Below are 15,749 nucleotides of genomic sequence, written 5' to 3'. Positions count from 1 at the left end.
GCCGGCCTCGTGCGATGCCTCGATGACCGACGACTCCAAATACACGCGCCAGACCGTAACCCATGTCCACACCTGGGTGCCCGACAAGCTGTTCTCTTTGCGCGTAACGCGCGATGACGCGTATACGTTCGTGCCGGGCCAATTTGCCCGTGTCGGTTTGCCCGGCGCCGACGATCCCCATGGTCCGCCCACCCTGTGGCGCGCGTATTCCATGGTTTCCGCCCCCCAGGAGTCCGGGCTGGAGTTCTATTCCATCGTTGTGCCCGACGGCCTGTTCAGCCCGCGCATGGCGCAATTGCGTCCCGGCGACGCGCTCTACGTTGAAAAAACGCCCTACGGCTTCCTGACCCTTGAGCGCTTTGCGCCCGGCGGCGACCTTTGGCTGCTGGCCTCCGGCACGGGGCTGTCCGCCTACCTGTCTTTGTTGCGCGATCCGGCCACCTGGCGCGCCTACCGCCGCATCGTCCTGGTGCACGGCGTGCGCACCGTTGCGGAACTTGCTTACCGCGAAGAGATCGAATCATCACGCAATCGCCCCGAACTGGCTGACCTGTTCGCGGCTGACCCGCAAAAGCTTGTCTACCTGCCCATTGCCACGCGGGAAGCCTTGCCCGGCATGCCGCAAGAACGCCTGACCACGCTTATCGCCGATGGCCGGCTGGAGCAATTGGCCGGGCTGCCCCTGGATCCGGAGCAGGCCAAGATCATGCTTTGCGGTAACCCCGACATGCTGGCGGACGCCCGCAAGCTGCTGGGCGAACGCGGTTTCAAACCAGGCCGCCGGGGTATTCCCGGCAACCTGGCGGTGGAAAATTACTGGTGATCCCGCACTGCCTGGCGTAGTGCATAAATCCTCCGTTTGGTCTCTGTGCAAGGCGGTAAAACGCCCTAAACTGGTGCTTAATGGGATGACGGGTCTCTTTTTAGCAACATATTCCCGGTTCTTGCGGCAGTTTCTTTAGGCTGATTGGATATATCTTTAGTCCTCGGCGCAATAATCGGGGCACACGCACGACCCAGAAGGACATCACCCAAATGCTGTACCAATTGCACGAAATGCAGCGCGCCTTCCTGACTCCGTTCGCTGCATTCACGGATGCCGGTTCTCAGCTGTTCTCCAGCCCCTACAGCCCCCTCGCTTACACCCCGATTTCCCGCCAAATGGCCGCCGGGTATGAGCTGATGACGCGTATCGGCAAGGAATACCAGAAGCCCGCCTGGAATCTGCCCGCCACCGACATCAACGGCAAATCGGTCCGCGTGACCGAAACCGTTGCGCTGGACAAGCCCTTTTGCCGCCTGGTGCACTTTCACCGCGACGTGCGCGGCGCCGGCAAGGACGACCCCAAAGTGCTGCTGGTGGCGCCGCTGTCCGGCCACCACGCCACCTTGCTGCGCGACACCGTGCGCGCCCTGCTGCCCGGCCATGACGTCTACGTGACGGATTGGGTCGACGCCCGCATGGTGCCGCTGTCCGCCGGGCCGTTCCATTTGAACGACTACGTCCGCTATGTGCAGGATTTCATCCGCCATCTGGGTCCCGACGTGCACGTGATTTCGGTTTGCCAACCCACCGTGCCGGTGCTGGCCGCCGTGTCGCTGATGGCCACCGCCAACGACCCCTGCCAGCCGCGCAGCATGGTGATGATGGGCGGCCCCATCGACCCGCGCCAGTCGCCCACGCAGGTCAATCGCCTGGCCACCACCAAGCCGTATTCGTGGTTTGAAAACCAGGTGATCCACCCGGTGCCGCCGCGCTATCCGGGGGCCGGCCGCAAGGTCTACCCCGGCTTCCTGCAGCACGCCGGGTTCATGGCCATGAACCCCGATCGCCACATGAAGTCGCACTACGAGTTCTACCTGGACCTGCTGCGTGGCGATGACAGCGACGCCGAAGCGCATCGCCGCTTCTACGACGAATACAACGCCGTGCTGGACATGCCGGCCGAGTTCTACCTGGACACGATCAAGATGGTGTTCCAGGACTTCGCCTTGCCCAGCGGCACCTGGGAAGTGGACGGCCAGACCGTGCGCCCCGCCGATATCAAAAAGGTTGCCCTGTTCACCATCGAAGGCGAGCTTGACGATATTTCGGGCCAGGGCCAGACGCGCGCCGCCATTAAGCTGTGCAAGAACATTCCGGCCGAGCGCAAGTCGCATTACACGGCGCCCAATTGCGGCCATTACGGCATTTTCTCGGGCCGCCGCTGGCGCGAAATGATCTGTCCTAAAATTGCCGAGTTCATCCGGCAATCGGCTTGACGACGGCAAGGCGCCGTCCTGCAACTGACGCGCGGGCCTGGCCCGCGCCTTCTCAAGCCTGATCCGTATTCCACGGGGCCCGAGTGGCCCCTTTTTCTTTTATTGGCCTTACATGTCCTGTCGTTCACTTGCCGACCGCATCGACGCCTTATTGCCGCAGACGCAATGCACCAAGTGCGGCTACGACGGCTGCCGGCCCTACGCCGACGCCATCGCGCAAGGCTCGGCGCCCATCAACCGCTGCCCGCCGGGCGGCGACGACGGCATTGCCGCGCTGTCCGAACTGCTGCAAACCCCTGCCCTGCCGCTGGACCTTGAGCGCGGCGAACCCGGCCCGTTGCTGGTCGCGCGCATCGACGAGTCGCACTGCATCGGCTGTACGCTGTGCATCCAGGCCTGTCCCGTGGATGCCATCGTGGGCGCCAACAAGCACATGCACACCGTGCTGGCCGATTGGTGCACCGGCTGCGACCTGTGCGTGGCGCCTTGCCCGGTGGACTGCATTCAGATGGTGCCCGCCGGCCGCGCATGGACGAATGCGGACGCCGACATCAGCCGCCAACGGCATCGCAGCCATCTGGCGCGCGCCGAGCGCCTGGCCGCTGATAACGCGCGGCTGATGGCGCCGGAAGCGCCCGCCGCCGCCAGCGCGCAGCCAGCCCCCGAGGACGACGCGCAAAGCCAGGACCGCAAGCGCTCCGCCATTGAATCCGCGCTGGCCCGCGCCCGGGCCCGCCGCAATCCAACGCAGTCATGAACGCAGCCAAACGCCGTGAGATCTTCGCCCGCCTGCAAGCGGCCAACCCCAACCCGACCACCGAACTGGAATACGACACGCCGTTCCAATTGTTGATTGCGGTGCTGTTGTCGGCGCAAGCGACCGACAAGTCGGTGAACATCGCCACGCGCAAGTTCTTTCCGCAATACGGCACGCCGCAAGCCTTGTTGGCGCTGGGCGAAGAAGGCCTGTCCGACTACATCAAGACCATCGGCCTGTATCGCACCAAAGCCAAGAACACGATTGCCACCTGTCGGATCTTGCTGGAGCATCACGGGGGCCAGGTGCCCACCACGCGCGAGGCGCTGGAATCACTGCCCGGCGTGGGCCGCAAGACGGCCAACGTGGTGCTCAACACCGCGTTCGGCCAGCCCACGATGGCGGTGGATACGCACATCTTCCGCGTGTCCAATCGCACCGGTATCGCGCCCGGAAAGAACGTGCTGGAAGTTGAAGAAAAGCTCGTCAAATTCATCCCGCGCGAATATATCCAGGACGCGCACCATTGGTTGATTCTGCACGGCCGCTACATCTGCGTGGCGCGCAAGCCGAAATGCCCGCAATGCGGTATTTCGGACCTGTGCGAATTCAAGCAAAAGACGCCGGCCTGATGCGGCGCCGGGCGGTGCCGCCATGGGCGCCGCCTTCCCACGATTGCATGACGCGTGGATAACAATCAAAGCAAATTTGCTGCAACGCATTGCGTCGTAAAAAGGGTTTTCCCGCCTTGCGCGGCGTGTATTGTCGGCCTGCCGACAATTGCCCTTTCCGCACTGCAAAACCTATGTAAAACCCTCATGGAATTTTAATAAAGAGGTCCGCATACTCGCCGGCAACTCATCGGAAAACTACGAAAGATCCTTAGGATGTTCGATAGGATTTCCGCCCTTCGGGGGCTTGGCGCAATGACGGCAGGCAGAGACCATATAAATACAACGCTGGTGCAGCGGACATGGATGACACAATCCTGGAGACAAAAGGCCTCACCAAGGAGTTCCGCGGATTCGTCGCGGTCAATGGGGTCGATTTGCGTATCAAGCGAGGCCAGATTCATGCCTTGATCGGGCCTAACGGCGCGGGCAAGACGACATGCTTCAACCTGCTTACCAAGTTCTTATCCCCCACGTCGGGAACCATCAAGTTCAACGGCATCGACATCACCGGCGAGCGCCCCGCGCAGATCGCCCGGCGCGGTGTGATCCGTTCGTTCCAGATATCGGCGGTGTTTCCCCACCTGACCGTGCTGGAGAACGTGCGCATCGGCTTGCAGCGCAAGACCGGGCTGTCGTTTCACTTCTGGCAAAGCGATAAGCGGCTGGCGTCCTTGAACGAGCCGGCGCGCGCGCTGCTCGAACAGGTGGACCTGGGCGCCTTCGCGGACGAGACCACGGTGAACCTGCCGTATGGCCGCAAGCGCGCGCTGGAAATCGCCACCACGCTGGCCATGGAACCCGAGCTGATGCTGTTGGACGAACCCACGCAGGGCATGGGCCACGAAGACGTCGACCGCGTCACTCAACTGATCAAACGCGTCAGCGCCGGCCGCACGATTCTGATGGTGGAACACAACATGAATGTCGTGTCCTCCATCGCCAACACCATCACCGTGTTGGCGCGCGGGTCGGTGCTGGCCGAAGGCACGTACGCCGAAGTCTCGCGCCATCCCGCCGTGATGCAAGCCTATATGGGCACCACCGACGGCGAACTCCAAGGAGCGCACGCATGAGCACCCCGGCACTTGAAATCTCGGGCTTGCAAGCCTGGTACGGGGAATCGCATATCCTGCACGGCGTGGATATGCGCGTGGGGCAAGGCGAAGTCGTCACGCTGCTGGGCCGCAACGGCGCGGGCCGCACGACCACGCTGCGGGCCATCCTGGGCCTGACCGGCTCACGCAAGGGTTCGGTGCGCATACACGGCACCGAAGCCATCGACCTGCCGACCTACAAGATCGCGCACCTGGGCGTGGGTTACTGCCCGGAAGAACGCGGAATTTTCGCCAGCCTGTCCTGCGAAGAAAACCTGCTGCTGCCGCCCGTCGTTGGCTCGCTGGGCGGGGGGATGTCGCTGGCCGAAATCTACGACATGTTCCCCAACCTGCAAGAGCGCCGGAATTCGCCGGGCACGCGCTTGTCGGGCGGTGAACAACAGATGCTGGCGGTGGCGCGCATCCTGCGCACCGGCGCCAACCTGCTGCTGCTGGACGAGATCTCGGAAGGCCTGGCTCCTGTCATCGTGCAGGCGCTGGCCCGCATGATCACGACGCTCAAGCAACGTGGCTACACCATCGTCATGGTGGAACAGAATTTCCGTTTCGCCGCGCCCTTGGCCGATCGCTTCTATGTGATGGAGCACGGCCAGATCGTCGAGCATTTCGAAGCCGCGGAACTTTCAGAAAAACAGGACACGCTCAACGAACTGTTGGGCGTCTAAAACAACCTGTCATCCGCCGGAACCCCGGCAACACAACACCGTAGGGAAGAGGAGTCATCCCATGAAGCTGCACACCATCACTGCTGCACTGGCCATGGCGGGCCTGGGATTTGCAGGGGCAACCGCCCACGCGCAAGGTATCTCCGACGATGTCATCCGCATCGGCTTCATCACCGACATGTCGGGCGTGTATTCCGACATCGACGGCAAGGCCGGTCTGGACGCGATCCGCATGGCGATCGAAGACGCCGGCGGCAGCATCAACGGCAAGAAGATCGAAGTGGTCTCGGCCGACCACCAGAACAAGGCCGACGTTGCTTCGGCGCGCGCGCGCGAATGGTTCGACCAGCAGAAGGTCGACGTCATCGTCGCGGGCACCAATTCGGCCACCAGCCTGGCCATGGCGGCCGTGGCCGCTGAAAAGAAGAAGCCGTTCATCGCGGTGGGCGCGGGCGCGTCCGACCTGACGAACGCGCAATGTTCGCCCTACACCGTGCACTACGCCTACGACACCGTGGCGCTGGCGCGCGGTACCGGCTCGGCGGTGGTAAAGGACGGCGGCAAGAGCTGGTTCTTCCTGACGGCCGACTATGCCTTCGGTCACGCGCTGGAACGCGACACGATGGCGGTGGTAAAAGCCGCCGGCGGCGAGATCAAGGGCCAGGTGCGCGCACCGCTGGGCGCGTCTGACTTCTCTTCGTTCCTGTTGCAAGCGCAGGCGTCCAAGGCCCAGATCCTGGGCATGGCCAACGCCGGCGGCGACACCATCAACACCATCAAGGCCGCCAATGAATTCGGCGTGACCAAGACGATGAAGATGGCCGGGCTGCTGGTGTTCATCAACGACGTGCACTCGCTGGGCCTGCAAGCCACGCAAGGCATGTACCTGACCGACGGCTGGTACTGGGACCAATCCGACGCCTCGCGCGCCTGGTCCAAGAAGTTTGAAGCCAAGGTGGGCCGCAAGCCGTCGATGCTGCAAGCGGGCGACTACTCGTCGTTGTCGTTCTACCTGAACGCCGTCAAGGCCACCGGCACCGACGACGCCGACACCGTCATCAAGTGGATGAAGTCGAACAAGATCAACGACTTCTTCACCCAGGGCGGCTATGTGCGCGAAGACGGCCGCATGGTCCACGACATGTACCTGATGCAAGTGAAGACCCCGGCCGAATCCAAGGGCCCGTGGGACTACTACAAGGTCGTGGCCACGCTGCCCGGCGACGAGGTCTACACCAAGTTGTCCGAATCCACCTGCAAGCTGGTCAAGAAGTAATTTCGGCTCATGTGACCCCAGGGTGCGGCCCGGCGCGGGCTGCGGCCGCACCTTGAATTCGCTCACTTTTATCCGTACGCGCAGGATTTTCACAAGATGACTGACCTTTTCGGCATCCCTATACAGGCCTTGTTTGGCCAGCTATTACTGGGCCTGGTCAACGGTTCCTTCTATGCCATGTTGTCGCTCGGGCTTGCCGTTATCTTCGGGCTGCTGAACGTCATCAACTTCGCGCACGGCGCGCTCTACATGCTGGGCGCGTTCATCGCCTGGATGGGGCTGTCGTACCTGGGGTTGAACTACTGGGTCATGCTGATCCTGGCGCCGCTGGTCGTTGGGCTGTTCGGCATATTGATCGAAAAATTACTGCTCAAGCATCTGTACAAGCTTGATCACCTTTACGGGCTGCTGCTGACCTTCGGCCTGACGCTGTTGATCGAAGGCCTGTTCCGCAGCTTCTACGGCGTGTCGGGGCAACCGTATCCGACGCCCGAGGCATTGCGCGGGGCGACCAACCTGGGCTTCATGGTCCTGCCGAACTACCGTGGCTGGGTGGTGGCGGCGTCCGTGGTGGTGTGCCTGGCAACCTGGTTCGTGATCGAACGTACCCGCCTGGGCGCTTTGCTGCGTGCCGGCACCGAAAATCCGCGCCTGGTCGAAGCCTTCGGCGTGAATGTGCCGCGCATGATTACGCTGACCTACGGCTTCGGCGTGGCGCTGGCCGGGTTTGCAGGCGTGCTGGCCGCGCCGGTTTTGCAGATATCGCCGCTGATGGGGTCCAACCTCATCATTGTCGTGTTCGCCGTGGTCGTGATCGGCGGCATGGGGTCCATCATGGGCGCCATCGTCACCGGTCTGGGCCTGGGTGTGATTGAAGGACTGACCAAGGTGTTCTGGCCCGAAGCGTCCAGCACCGTGGTGTTCATCATCATGGCCATTGTTCTGTTGATCCGCCCGGCCGGGCTGTTCGGAAAAGAAAAATGAATCGTCAATTCCTGGGCTATGCGGTATTGGCCGTCGTGGTGGCCGCTCTTCCCTTTCTGGGGGTGTACCCGATCTTCGTCATGAAGATCATGTGCTACGCGCTGTTTGCCTGCGCATTCAACCTGCTGCTGGGCTTTACCGGGCTCTTGTCGTTCGGGCACGCCGCCTTTCTGGGCAGCGCGGCCTACGCGGCCGGGCATGCGATGAAGGTGTGGGGCTTGCCCACCGAAATCGGCTTGCTGTTCGGGGTGGGCGTGGCGGCGCTGCTGGGGCTGGCGATGGGAGCCATCGCCATTCGCCGCAGCGGCATTTACTTCGCCATGATCACGCTGGCGCTGGCGCAGATGGTGTTCTTCTTCTTCCTGCAGGCCAAGTTCACGGGCGGTGAAGACGGCCTGCAAAGCGTGCCGCGCGGCACCTTGCTTGGAATGCTGGACTTGTCCAAGGACATCAACCTGTACTACGTGGTGATGGCCATTTTCGTCCTGGGTTACTTCATCATCTGGCGCACGGTGAACTCTCCATTCGGACAAGTGCTGCAAGCGCTGCGCGAGAACGAGCCACGCGCCATTTCGCTGGGCTATGACGTCGACCGCTTCAAGCTGCTGGCCTTCGTGCTGTCGGCCGCGCTGGCCGGGCTGGCCGGGGCCACCAAGACGCTGGTGTTCGTATCGGCCACCCTGTCGGATGCCACCTGGCAGATGTCGGGGCTGGTCATCCTGATGACGCTCATCGGCGGCTTGGGCACCTTGACCGGACCGATCCTGGGCGCCTTCATCGTGGTGCTGCTGGAAAACAAGGTGGGCGACTTCGGCCAGATGATGGCCAACCTGACCGGCGTGGAATGGTTCCTGCGCCTGGGCGAATCGGTGACCATCGTGATCGGCCTGATCTTCGTTATCTGCGTGCTGGCGTTCCGGCGCGGCATCGTTGGCGAGGTCGGCGCGTTCATCGACAAGCGCCGCGCTGCCCGGGCCTGAACCCCGGCGGTGGGTTCTTCCTTCGGGGCCGCATCACGCGGCCCCGATTGCATTGGGCGTCGGCGCCGTGGCCCGTACAATAAAACGCACCCAACCCCACAGGTGCCTGACCATGCGCAATCTGCATCCGCTCGCCCCCGTTCTTGGCGCAATCTCGCTGGCCGCCGCGCTGGCCTCATCCATCATTGCCCCCGCTGCCAACGCCGCCCCCGCCTCTGCCCCATCGGCCACTTGCGAAGTCGACCGCCCCATCCGCTTCAGCGGCTTGAACTGGGAGTCCAACCTGGTGCTGGCCGGCATTGAACGCTACGTGCTGGAACACGGTTATGGCTGCAAGACCACCGTCGAAATCGGCGAAACGCTACCCATGCTGGCCGCCCTGCAACGCGGCGATGTGGACGTCACACCGGAAGTCTGGCCCGGCCAGATCGAAGGGGCCTGGAAGAAGGCCTTGGCCAGCGGCAAGGTGCTGGGCGTGGGCCACGTGTACGACGCGGGCGAAGGCTGGTACGTGCCGCGCTATACGGCCGAACGCCACCCGGACCTGAAGGCGGCATCCGACTTGGCCCGCTTCAAGGACGTCTTTGCCGACCCCGAAGACCCCGGCCGCGGCCGCATCTACGGGTGCCCGGCGGGCTGGGCCTGCGGCACGCTGAACGACAACCTGCTGCGCGCGCTGAAGCTGGACAAGGACTACGCGCTGTTCGCGCCCGGCTCGGGCGCCGCGCAAAAGGCGGCCATCGTGTCGGCCTACAAGCGCAAGCGCGACATCGTCTTCTATTACTGGACGCCCACCTCGCTGGTCGGTGCGCTGGATCTGGTCAAGCTGCAACTGCCCGCATTCGACCAAGCCGCCTACACCTGCATGACAGACCCCAAGTGTTCCAACCCCGTGGCCACCGAATTCAAGCCCAACCCGGTGGTGACTGGCGTTAACGCCGCCTTTGCCAAACAGGCGCCGAAGGTCACTGAATTCCTGACCAAGCTGACCGTGCCGGACGACGCCATCAACGCCACGCTGGGCTGGCTGGAAACCGAGGGCAAGGAACCCGAAGACGCCGCGCGCTATTTCCTGAAGCAGTACGGACCCGTGTGGCAGCAATGGGTGCCGGCCGACGTGGCCGAGCGCGTGCAGGCGTCTCTCGCGCGCGAATAAGCGCCCGGTCGCTGCCGGCTCCTCATGTATCCTGACGTTTCGGCGCCGCTGCCGCGCCCCCCCAATTCGAGTAAAGGAAGATAGACATGGACGCCCTGTATTGGCACAACGGTCACTGGACCACCGACAACCCCAAACTGCTGGGCCCGGCCGACCACGCCTTCTGGATGGCCAGCATGGTGTTCGACGGCGCCCGCGCGTTTCGCGGCCTGACGCCCGACCTGGACCTGCACTGCCAGCGCGTCGTGCGGTCGGCCGAAAAAATGCTGATGAAGCCCCAGATCAGCTGGGAAGAGATCCAGAAGCTGTGCCTGGAAGCCGTATCCCGATTCCCGGCCGGCACCGAGCTCTACATCAAGCCGATGTTCTACTGCGCCGACGGTTTCCTCCTGCCTGACGCCGACAAGACGCAGTTCGTGCTGCACGTGTTCAAGGTGCCCATGCCCGGCGAGCAAGGCTTTTCGGCCTGCTTTTCCAGCTACGCCCGCTCTTGGCCGAACATGGCGCCCACCGACGCCAAGGCGTCCTGCCTGTATCCGAACGGCCAGCGCGCCATTCGCGAAGCCGCCGACAAGGGCTTTGACAACGCCATCATGCTGGACGGCGCGGGCAACATCGCCGAATTCGCCACCAGCAACCTGTGGATCGCCAAGGACGGCGTCGTGTCCACGCCGGTGGACAACGGCACCTTCCTGAACGGCATCACGCGCCGCCGCGTGCTGGCGCTGCTGAAGGCCGATGGCGTTGACGTGCAGGAACGCAGCCTGACCCGCGCCGACATCGAAGCCGCCGACGAAGTGTTCTCGTCCGGCAACTACGGCAAGGTCGTCCACGTGAACCGCGTCGAAGACCGTGCGCTGGAATACGGCCCCATGGCCCGCCGCGCTCACAAGCTGTACATGGACTACGCGGAAAGCACCGGCAGCAAATAAGCTCGCGCACATCTGGCGCCATCGCCGTTGCCGTTACCGTCAGCCAGATAAAAGGAAAGGCGCGTAGGCTATCGGGCTTCGGACCGTAAGGTGAGCCAATGCCCATACACAGCAGACGCGATTTCCTGCGCAACAGCGCGGCCCTTGCCGGGGCCGGCAGCGCCCTGGCCATGTTTCCCGCCGCGATCCGGCGCGCCCTGGCCATTCCGGCCAACCAGCGCACGGGCACGATCCACGATGTTGAACACATCGTGATCTTCATGCAGGAAAACCGGTCGTTCGACCACTACTTTGGCGCGCTTGCCGGCGTGCGCGGGTTTGGCGACCGCTTTCCGATTCCAGTGCCGGACAGCCCCGACTATCGGCATCGCACGGTCTGGGCGCAATACAACGACAAGCCCGACGAGGGCGCTCCGCGCACGGTGCTGCCCTATCGGCTGAATACGCAGGAAGCCTTCGAAACCGTGCGCGTAGCCAGCACGCCGCACACCTGGTCCAACGCGCAAGACGCCTGGGATGCCGGCCGCATGGGCCGCTGGCCCGCCGCCAAGAAAAACCATTCCATGGCGTACTACGAAGCGGCCGACATGCCGTTCCAGTACGCCATGGCGCGCGCCTTCACCGTTTGCGACGCCTATCACTGCTCGTTCACGGGCGGCACCAACACCAACCGGCTGTTTGTGTGGACAGGCACCAATGACGGCGCGGGGCGCGGCAACGGCCCGGCGTTGGGCAACGTCTATAACAAGCTGACGGGCGGGGACCCCGCCGGCGCCTACACCTGGACCACCTACCCGGAACGGCTCGAAGCGGCCGGTGTCAGCTGGCGCATCTACCAGGACATGGCCGACAACTATTCCCTGAACCCCACCGCCGGCTTCAAAGCCTATCGCGACGCCTATCACGGCGTGCCGGGATCGCTGGCCGCGCTGAAGGACAAGGCGCTGACGACACGCGGCCTGGACCTGTTGCGCCAGGATGTGCTGGACGGAACGTTGCCGCAGGTGTCCTGGATCTGCGCCACCAAGGCCGGGTCCGAGCATCCCAGCCCGTCCAGCCCGGCGCAGGGCGCGGACTACACGGCGCGCGTGCTGGACGCGCTGACCGCCAACCCGGACGTCTGGAGCAAGACCGTCCTGTTGCTGATGTTCGACGAGAACGACGGCTTCTTCGACCACATGCCGCCCCCTGCCCCGCCATCGCGCGATGCCGGCGGCGCGCTGGCCGGTGCGTCCACGGTAGACACGCAGGGCGAATACCACGAGCACATCACCGGCGTGGAAAAGGACGACACCCCGGCGCACCTGCACGGCGTATACGGGCTAGGGCCGCGCGTGCCGATGTACGTGCTGTCGCCGTGGACCAAGGGCGGCTGGGTCAACTCGCAGGTGTTCGACCACACCTCGGTGCTGCGCTTTGTTGAACAGCGCTTTGGCGTGGCCGAGCCGAACATTTCCGCATGGCGCCGGGCCGTGTGCGGCGACCTGACGTCCATTTTCGATTTCGCCACACCTAACAACAACGACGAGCTGCTGCGCGCCTTGCCGCCCACCGCCGAGCGCGCGGGGCAGGCATCCGCGCTTGCCGGCACGGTGGTCCCACCGGCGCCTGCGCAGCCCTCGCCGGCTCGCCAGCCGCCCGGCACGCGGCCGTCGCGCGCCCTGCCCTATGCGCTTCAGACCCACGCGCGTATCGATGGCGAAAGCGTCACCCTGGAATTCGACAATATCGGGATGGCGGGCGCGGTGCTGCACGTCTATGACCGCCTGCGCCTGGACGACGGGCCGCGTCGGTACACGGTGCAAGCGGGCAAGCGCCTGCAAGGTCGATGGCTGGCGGCGGAAGGCGACCGCCGCTACGACTTGTGGGTGTTGGGGCCTAACGGTTTCCACCGCCACTGCACGGGCCGCGCCGCGCCGAATGCGCCGCCCCCGCTGGAGGTCACGGCTGCCTACGCGGGAGCAGGTGCCGTATTGCAGCTATCAGTGCGCAACGCGGGCGCCGCGCCACGGGCATTTCGCATCGAAGCGAATGCCTATGATTTCCCGCGCAAGACGAGCGCCAACTTGGCGGCAGGCGAATCGGTCAGCCTGTCCTGGGACATGGGGGCAAGCGGGGGCTGGTACGACATTACGGTGCATGACGAAGACGATCCGTCTTTTACGCGCCGATTGGCGGGCCGCATCGAAACGGGTGCCCCGTCCACATCCGATCCCGCCATGGGGCAGGCGTTGATTCTGCATTGGAAGCCGGCGGCCTGACGGCGCGGTGCGGGACAAGCCCGCGCGAAAAAAAACCGGGCGCCAGCCTGAGCCGGGCGCCCGCTTTCATGTCGGCACAGGCGGCCTATTCTTTCTCGGCGCCCTTGCCCAGGCCCAGATAACTTTCAATGACCTTCGGGTCGCCCGCCAGTTCACGTGCCGGGCCGTGCAGAATGACCTCGCCCGTTTCCAGCACGTAGCCGTAGTCGGCCACTTGCAGCGCCGCGCGGGCATTTTGTTCGACCAGCAAAATCGCCACGCCCGTTTCCCGCAAGCGCGCGATGATGTGGAAGATCTCGCGCACGATACGGGGCGCCAGGCCCAGGCTGGGCTCGTCCAGCATCAGCAGGTTGGGTTTGGCCATCAGTGCGCGGCCCACGGCCAGCATCTGACGTTCACCGCCCGACAGGGTGCCGGCCTGCTGGCCACGCCGCTCGCGCAGGCGCGGAAACAGGTCGAACACTTCGTTCAGCGTGTCGCGCCAACCGGCTTCGCGGGCGCGGTAACGACGGAAGCCGCCCAGCAGCAGGTTGTCTTCAACGGACATGGTGCCGAATAGTTCGCGGCGCTCGGGCACCAGCGACATGCCGGCCGCCACGCGCTTTTCGACTTGCCAGCCGGACACATCGGCGCCCGCATAGTGCACGGTGCCGGCGGCATGGCCGGTGTGCGGCAGCGACCCCATCATCGCGTTCAGCATGGTGGACTTGCCCGCGCCGTTGGCGCCGATCACGGTCACGATGCTGCCGGCGGGCACGGTCAGCGACGCGCCGACCAATGCGCCAACCTTGCCATAACGGGCCGACAGATTGCTGACTTCCAGCACGGGCGATTGCGTCGCGCTCATTGCACACCTCCTGCCGAAACCGGCTTGGCCTGATCCGCTTCGGGCAGGTCGTCATCGATGCCGCCCAGATAGGCTTCCAGCACCGCCGGGTTCTTTTGCACGTCGGCCGGCACGCCTTCGGCCAGCTTGGTGCCGAAATCCATCACCACCAGGTGGTTGGTCAGGCGCATCACAAAATCCATATCGTGTTCGACCAGCAAAATGCTCATGCCTTCCGAGCGCAGTTGCTCCAGCACGCGCGCCAGGTCTTGTTTTTCCTTGTAGCGCAGGCCGGCGGCCGGCTCGTCCAGCAGCAGCAAGACCGGGTCGGACGCCAGCGCCCGCGCAATTTCCAGAATGCGTTGCTGGCCCAGCGCCAGGTTGCCCGCCTGTTCGTACAGGTATTCGCCCAGTCCCACGCGCTTGATCTGTTCGGCGGCTTCGTGCAGCAGCTGCGCTTCGCGGGCACGGTCCGAATGCAAGGCGCCGGCCAGCACGCCCACGTCAGAGCGCAGGTGCGCGCCCAAGGCCACGTTCTCCAGCACCGTCATGCCCGGCAGCAATTGCACGTGCTGGAACGTGCGCCCCACGCCCAGCTTGGCGATCTCGCGCGCGGAACGATTGTCGATGCGCTGGCCCATGAACGTGACCTTGCCACGGGTCACGGGCAGCACGCCGCTGATGAGGTTGAACGTGGTGCTCTTGCCGGCGCCGTTGGGGCCGATCAGACCCATGATTTCGCCGGAACGGACCTTGAACGTAATGTCATTGACGGCAACCAGACCACCGAATTCCTTGCGGATGGCATCCACTTCCAACACCACCTGCCCGGCTTCAGGACGCATGCGTGTCGGCAGCGCGGGCGCCGGCGCGGGCGGCGCCAGATTGCGGCGCGAACCGTCCGCGCCGGTGATGCGGCTCCACCAGGTAGCCAGGATGGGCCAGAGGCCGTTGCGGGCGTATTGCAGCATCAGGATCAGCAGCACGCCAAAGACGATCATTTCAAAGTTGGCGTTGGTGTCCAGCAGCTTGGGCAGCCAATTTTGCAATTGGTCCTTCAGCACCAGGATGACGCCCGAGCCCAGCAAGGCGCCCCACACGTAGCCCGCACCACCGACCACCGCCATGAACAGGTATTCAATGCCGTAGTTCACGCCGAACGGGCTGGGGCTGACGGCGCGCTGCATGTGCGCGTAGAGCCAGCCCGAAATGCAGGCCAGCAAGGCCGCCCAGACGAAGATCACGACCTTGTACGCCGCCGTGTTCACGCCCATGGATTCGGCCATGCCCGCGCCGCTCTTCAGCGCCCGGATGGCACGGCCCGGCCGCGAATTGAGCAGGTTGCGGGTAGCCCACAACGCCAGCAGCACGAAGATCCAGATCAGGTAATAGATGTTGCGACCGCTGGCCAGCGACACGCCGAAGATGCTGATGGGTTCGATGCCGGCAATGCCGTCATGCTTGCCCAGCCAGTCGATATTGCCGAACAGGAAATACAGCGACAGGCCCCACGCGATGGTGCCCAGCGGCAGGTAGTGCCCCGACAGGCGCAACGTGATCGCGCCCAGCAGGTAGGCCACCACGGCGGTCAGCACCAGGCCTGCGGGCAGGGCCAGCCACGGCGACACGTCGTACTGCGTCGTCAGGAAAGCGGTGGTGTAGGCGCCCAGGCCCACGAACGCGGCCTGGCCGAACGAGGTCAGCCCGCCCACGCCGGTCAGCAGCACCAGGCCCAGCACGACCAGGCTGGCAAGACCGATGTAGTTAAGTTGCGTCACCCAGAATTCGGGCGTGACCGGCACCAAGGGCAGGCCCGCCAGGACGACGATGAAGACGGCAAGCAAAATGCGGTTCATGGCGT

At 64.2% G+C, this 15,749-nt stretch carries 14 protein-coding genes; 12 read left to right on the top strand and 2 right to left on the bottom strand.

Annotated elements, in window-relative coordinates; translation table 11 throughout:
• Positions 1 to 22: 22 nt before the first annotated feature.
• The 12 genes from DVB37_RS05850 (at position 23) to DVB37_RS05795 (ending at position 13,062) form a co-directional block, all read left to right on the top strand.
• Positions 23 to 823 (top strand): ferredoxin--NADP reductase, encoded by an 801-nt coding sequence (locus DVB37_RS05850; RefSeq protein WP_046802578.1) that lies wholly within the window; start codon positions 23 to 25, stop codon positions 821 to 823.
• A 212-nt stretch (positions 824 to 1,035) separates the two neighbouring features.
• Positions 1,036 to 2,262, top strand: coding sequence for a polyhydroxyalkanoate depolymerase (locus tag DVB37_RS05845; protein WP_046802577.1), 1,227 nt, complete (start codon positions 1,036 to 1,038; stop codon positions 2,260 to 2,262).
• A gap of 112 nt (positions 2,263 to 2,374) precedes the next feature.
• Positions 2,375 to 3,019: an electron transport complex subunit RsxB gene (gene rsxB / locus DVB37_RS05840; RefSeq protein ID WP_120154248.1), complete on the top strand. Its 645-nt coding sequence runs from the start codon at positions 2,375 to 2,377 to the stop codon at positions 3,017 to 3,019.
• The gene (gene nth / locus DVB37_RS05835) at positions 3,016 to 3,651 is read left to right on the top strand and encodes an endonuclease III (RefSeq protein WP_104142999.1); all 636 of its coding nucleotides are present in this window, start codon (positions 3,016 to 3,018) and stop codon (positions 3,649 to 3,651) included. The genes rsxB and nth overlap by 4 nt, the downstream gene beginning before the upstream one ends.
• Positions 3,652 to 3,992: 341 nt before the next feature.
• Complete coding sequence (locus DVB37_RS05830; protein ID WP_046802574.1) at positions 3,993 to 4,766, top strand: ABC transporter ATP-binding protein; 774 nt, start codon at positions 3,993 to 3,995, stop codon at positions 4,764 to 4,766.
• Entirely contained in the window at positions 4,763 to 5,473 is a 711-nt protein-coding gene (locus tag DVB37_RS05825; protein WP_006223796.1) for an ABC transporter ATP-binding protein, read from the top strand. Before DVB37_RS05830 ends, DVB37_RS05825 begins: the two co-directional genes overlap by 4 nt.
• Before the next feature lie 61 nt (positions 5,474 to 5,534).
• On the top strand, positions 5,535 to 6,749 hold the full coding sequence (locus DVB37_RS05820; protein WP_104142997.1) for an ABC transporter substrate-binding protein: 1,215 nt from the start codon (positions 5,535 to 5,537) through the stop codon (positions 6,747 to 6,749).
• A 96-nt stretch (positions 6,750 to 6,845) separates the two neighbouring features.
• Entirely contained in the window at positions 6,846 to 7,733 is an 888-nt protein-coding gene (locus DVB37_RS05815) for a branched-chain amino acid ABC transporter permease (RefSeq protein WP_104142996.1), read from the top strand.
• Complete coding sequence (locus tag DVB37_RS05810; RefSeq protein ID WP_120154246.1) at positions 7,730 to 8,713, top strand: branched-chain amino acid ABC transporter permease; 984 nt, start codon at positions 7,730 to 7,732, stop codon at positions 8,711 to 8,713. Before DVB37_RS05815 ends, DVB37_RS05810 begins: the two co-directional genes overlap by 4 nt.
• A gap of 112 nt (positions 8,714 to 8,825) precedes the next feature.
• Entirely contained in the window at positions 8,826 to 9,869 is a 1,044-nt protein-coding gene (locus DVB37_RS05805) for an ABC transporter substrate-binding protein (RefSeq protein WP_120154244.1), read from the top strand.
• Between the two features lie 86 nt (positions 9,870 to 9,955).
• Positions 9,956 to 10,801: a branched-chain amino acid aminotransferase gene (locus DVB37_RS05800; RefSeq protein ID WP_046802569.1), complete on the top strand. Its 846-nt coding sequence runs from the start codon at positions 9,956 to 9,958 to the stop codon at positions 10,799 to 10,801.
• Between the two features lie 104 nt (positions 10,802 to 10,905).
• On the top strand, positions 10,906 to 13,062 hold the full coding sequence (locus tag DVB37_RS05795; protein WP_120157401.1) for a phosphocholine-specific phospholipase C: 2,157 nt from the start codon (positions 10,906 to 10,908) through the stop codon (positions 13,060 to 13,062).
• 85 nt (positions 13,063 to 13,147) lie between these two features.
• On the opposite strand, the gene DVB37_RS05790 is transcribed toward DVB37_RS05795, so the two are convergent.
• Together DVB37_RS05790 and DVB37_RS05785 are read right to left on the bottom strand one after the other, a co-directional pair.
• The gene (locus tag DVB37_RS05790; protein ID WP_046802568.1) at positions 13,148 to 13,909 is read right to left on the bottom strand and encodes an ABC transporter ATP-binding protein; all 762 of its coding nucleotides are present in this window, start codon (positions 13,907 to 13,909) and stop codon (positions 13,148 to 13,150) included.
• Positions 13,906 to 15,744, bottom strand: a complete 1,839-nt coding sequence (locus DVB37_RS05785) for an ATP-binding cassette domain-containing protein (RefSeq protein WP_052945917.1) — start codon at positions 15,742 to 15,744, stop codon at positions 13,906 to 13,908. The genes DVB37_RS05790 and DVB37_RS05785 overlap by 4 nt, the downstream gene beginning before the upstream one ends.
• Positions 15,745 to 15,749: the final 5 nt, after the last annotated feature.

The sequence above is a fragment of the Achromobacter sp. B7 genome, from assembly GCF_003600685.1.
In the GTDB taxonomy this organism is placed as follows: domain Bacteria; phylum Pseudomonadota; class Gammaproteobacteria; order Burkholderiales; family Burkholderiaceae_B; genus Achromobacter; species Achromobacter spanius_B.
Note: the sequence above shows the minus strand (reverse complement) of the source record. Positions and strands in the feature narration are given on the sequence as shown.

Bases quoted from the DNA above. Each gene is read 5' to 3' on its own strand.
- DVB37_RS05845 (WP_046802577.1), top strand. From the start codon at position 1,036: ATGCTGTACCAATTGCACGAAATGCAGCGCGCCTTCCTGACTCCGTTC.
- DVB37_RS05825 (WP_006223796.1), top strand. From the start codon at position 4,763: ATGAGCACCCCGGCACTTGAAATCTCGGGCTTGCAAGCCTGGTACGGG.
- DVB37_RS05815 (WP_104142996.1), top strand. From the start codon at position 6,846: ATGACTGACCTTTTCGGCATCCCTATACAGGCCTTGTTTGGCCAGCTA.
- DVB37_RS05790 (WP_046802568.1), bottom strand. From the start codon at position 13,909: ATGAGCGCGACGCAATCGCCCGTGCTGGAAGTCAGCAATCTGTCGGCC.
- DVB37_RS05820 (WP_104142997.1), top strand. From the start codon at position 5,535: ATGAAGCTGCACACCATCACTGCTGCACTGGCCATGGCGGGCCTGGGA.
- DVB37_RS05785 (WP_052945917.1), bottom strand. From the start codon at position 15,744: ATGAACCGCATTTTGCTTGCCGTCTTCATCGTCGTCCTGGCGGGCCTG.
- DVB37_RS05810 (WP_120154246.1), top strand. From the start codon at position 7,730: ATGAATCGTCAATTCCTGGGCTATGCGGTATTGGCCGTCGTGGTGGCC.
- DVB37_RS05830 (WP_046802574.1), top strand. From the start codon at position 3,993: ATGGATGACACAATCCTGGAGACAAAAGGCCTCACCAAGGAGTTCCGC.
- DVB37_RS05800 (WP_046802569.1), top strand. From the start codon at position 9,956: ATGGACGCCCTGTATTGGCACAACGGTCACTGGACCACCGACAACCCC.
- nth (WP_104142999.1), top strand. From the start codon at position 3,016: ATGAACGCAGCCAAACGCCGTGAGATCTTCGCCCGCCTGCAAGCGGCC.
- rsxB (WP_120154248.1), top strand. From the start codon at position 2,375: ATGTCCTGTCGTTCACTTGCCGACCGCATCGACGCCTTATTGCCGCAG.
- DVB37_RS05805 (WP_120154244.1), top strand. From the start codon at position 8,826: ATGCGCAATCTGCATCCGCTCGCCCCCGTTCTTGGCGCAATCTCGCTG.
- DVB37_RS05850 (WP_046802578.1), top strand. From the start codon at position 23: ATGACCGACGACTCCAAATACACGCGCCAGACCGTAACCCATGTCCAC.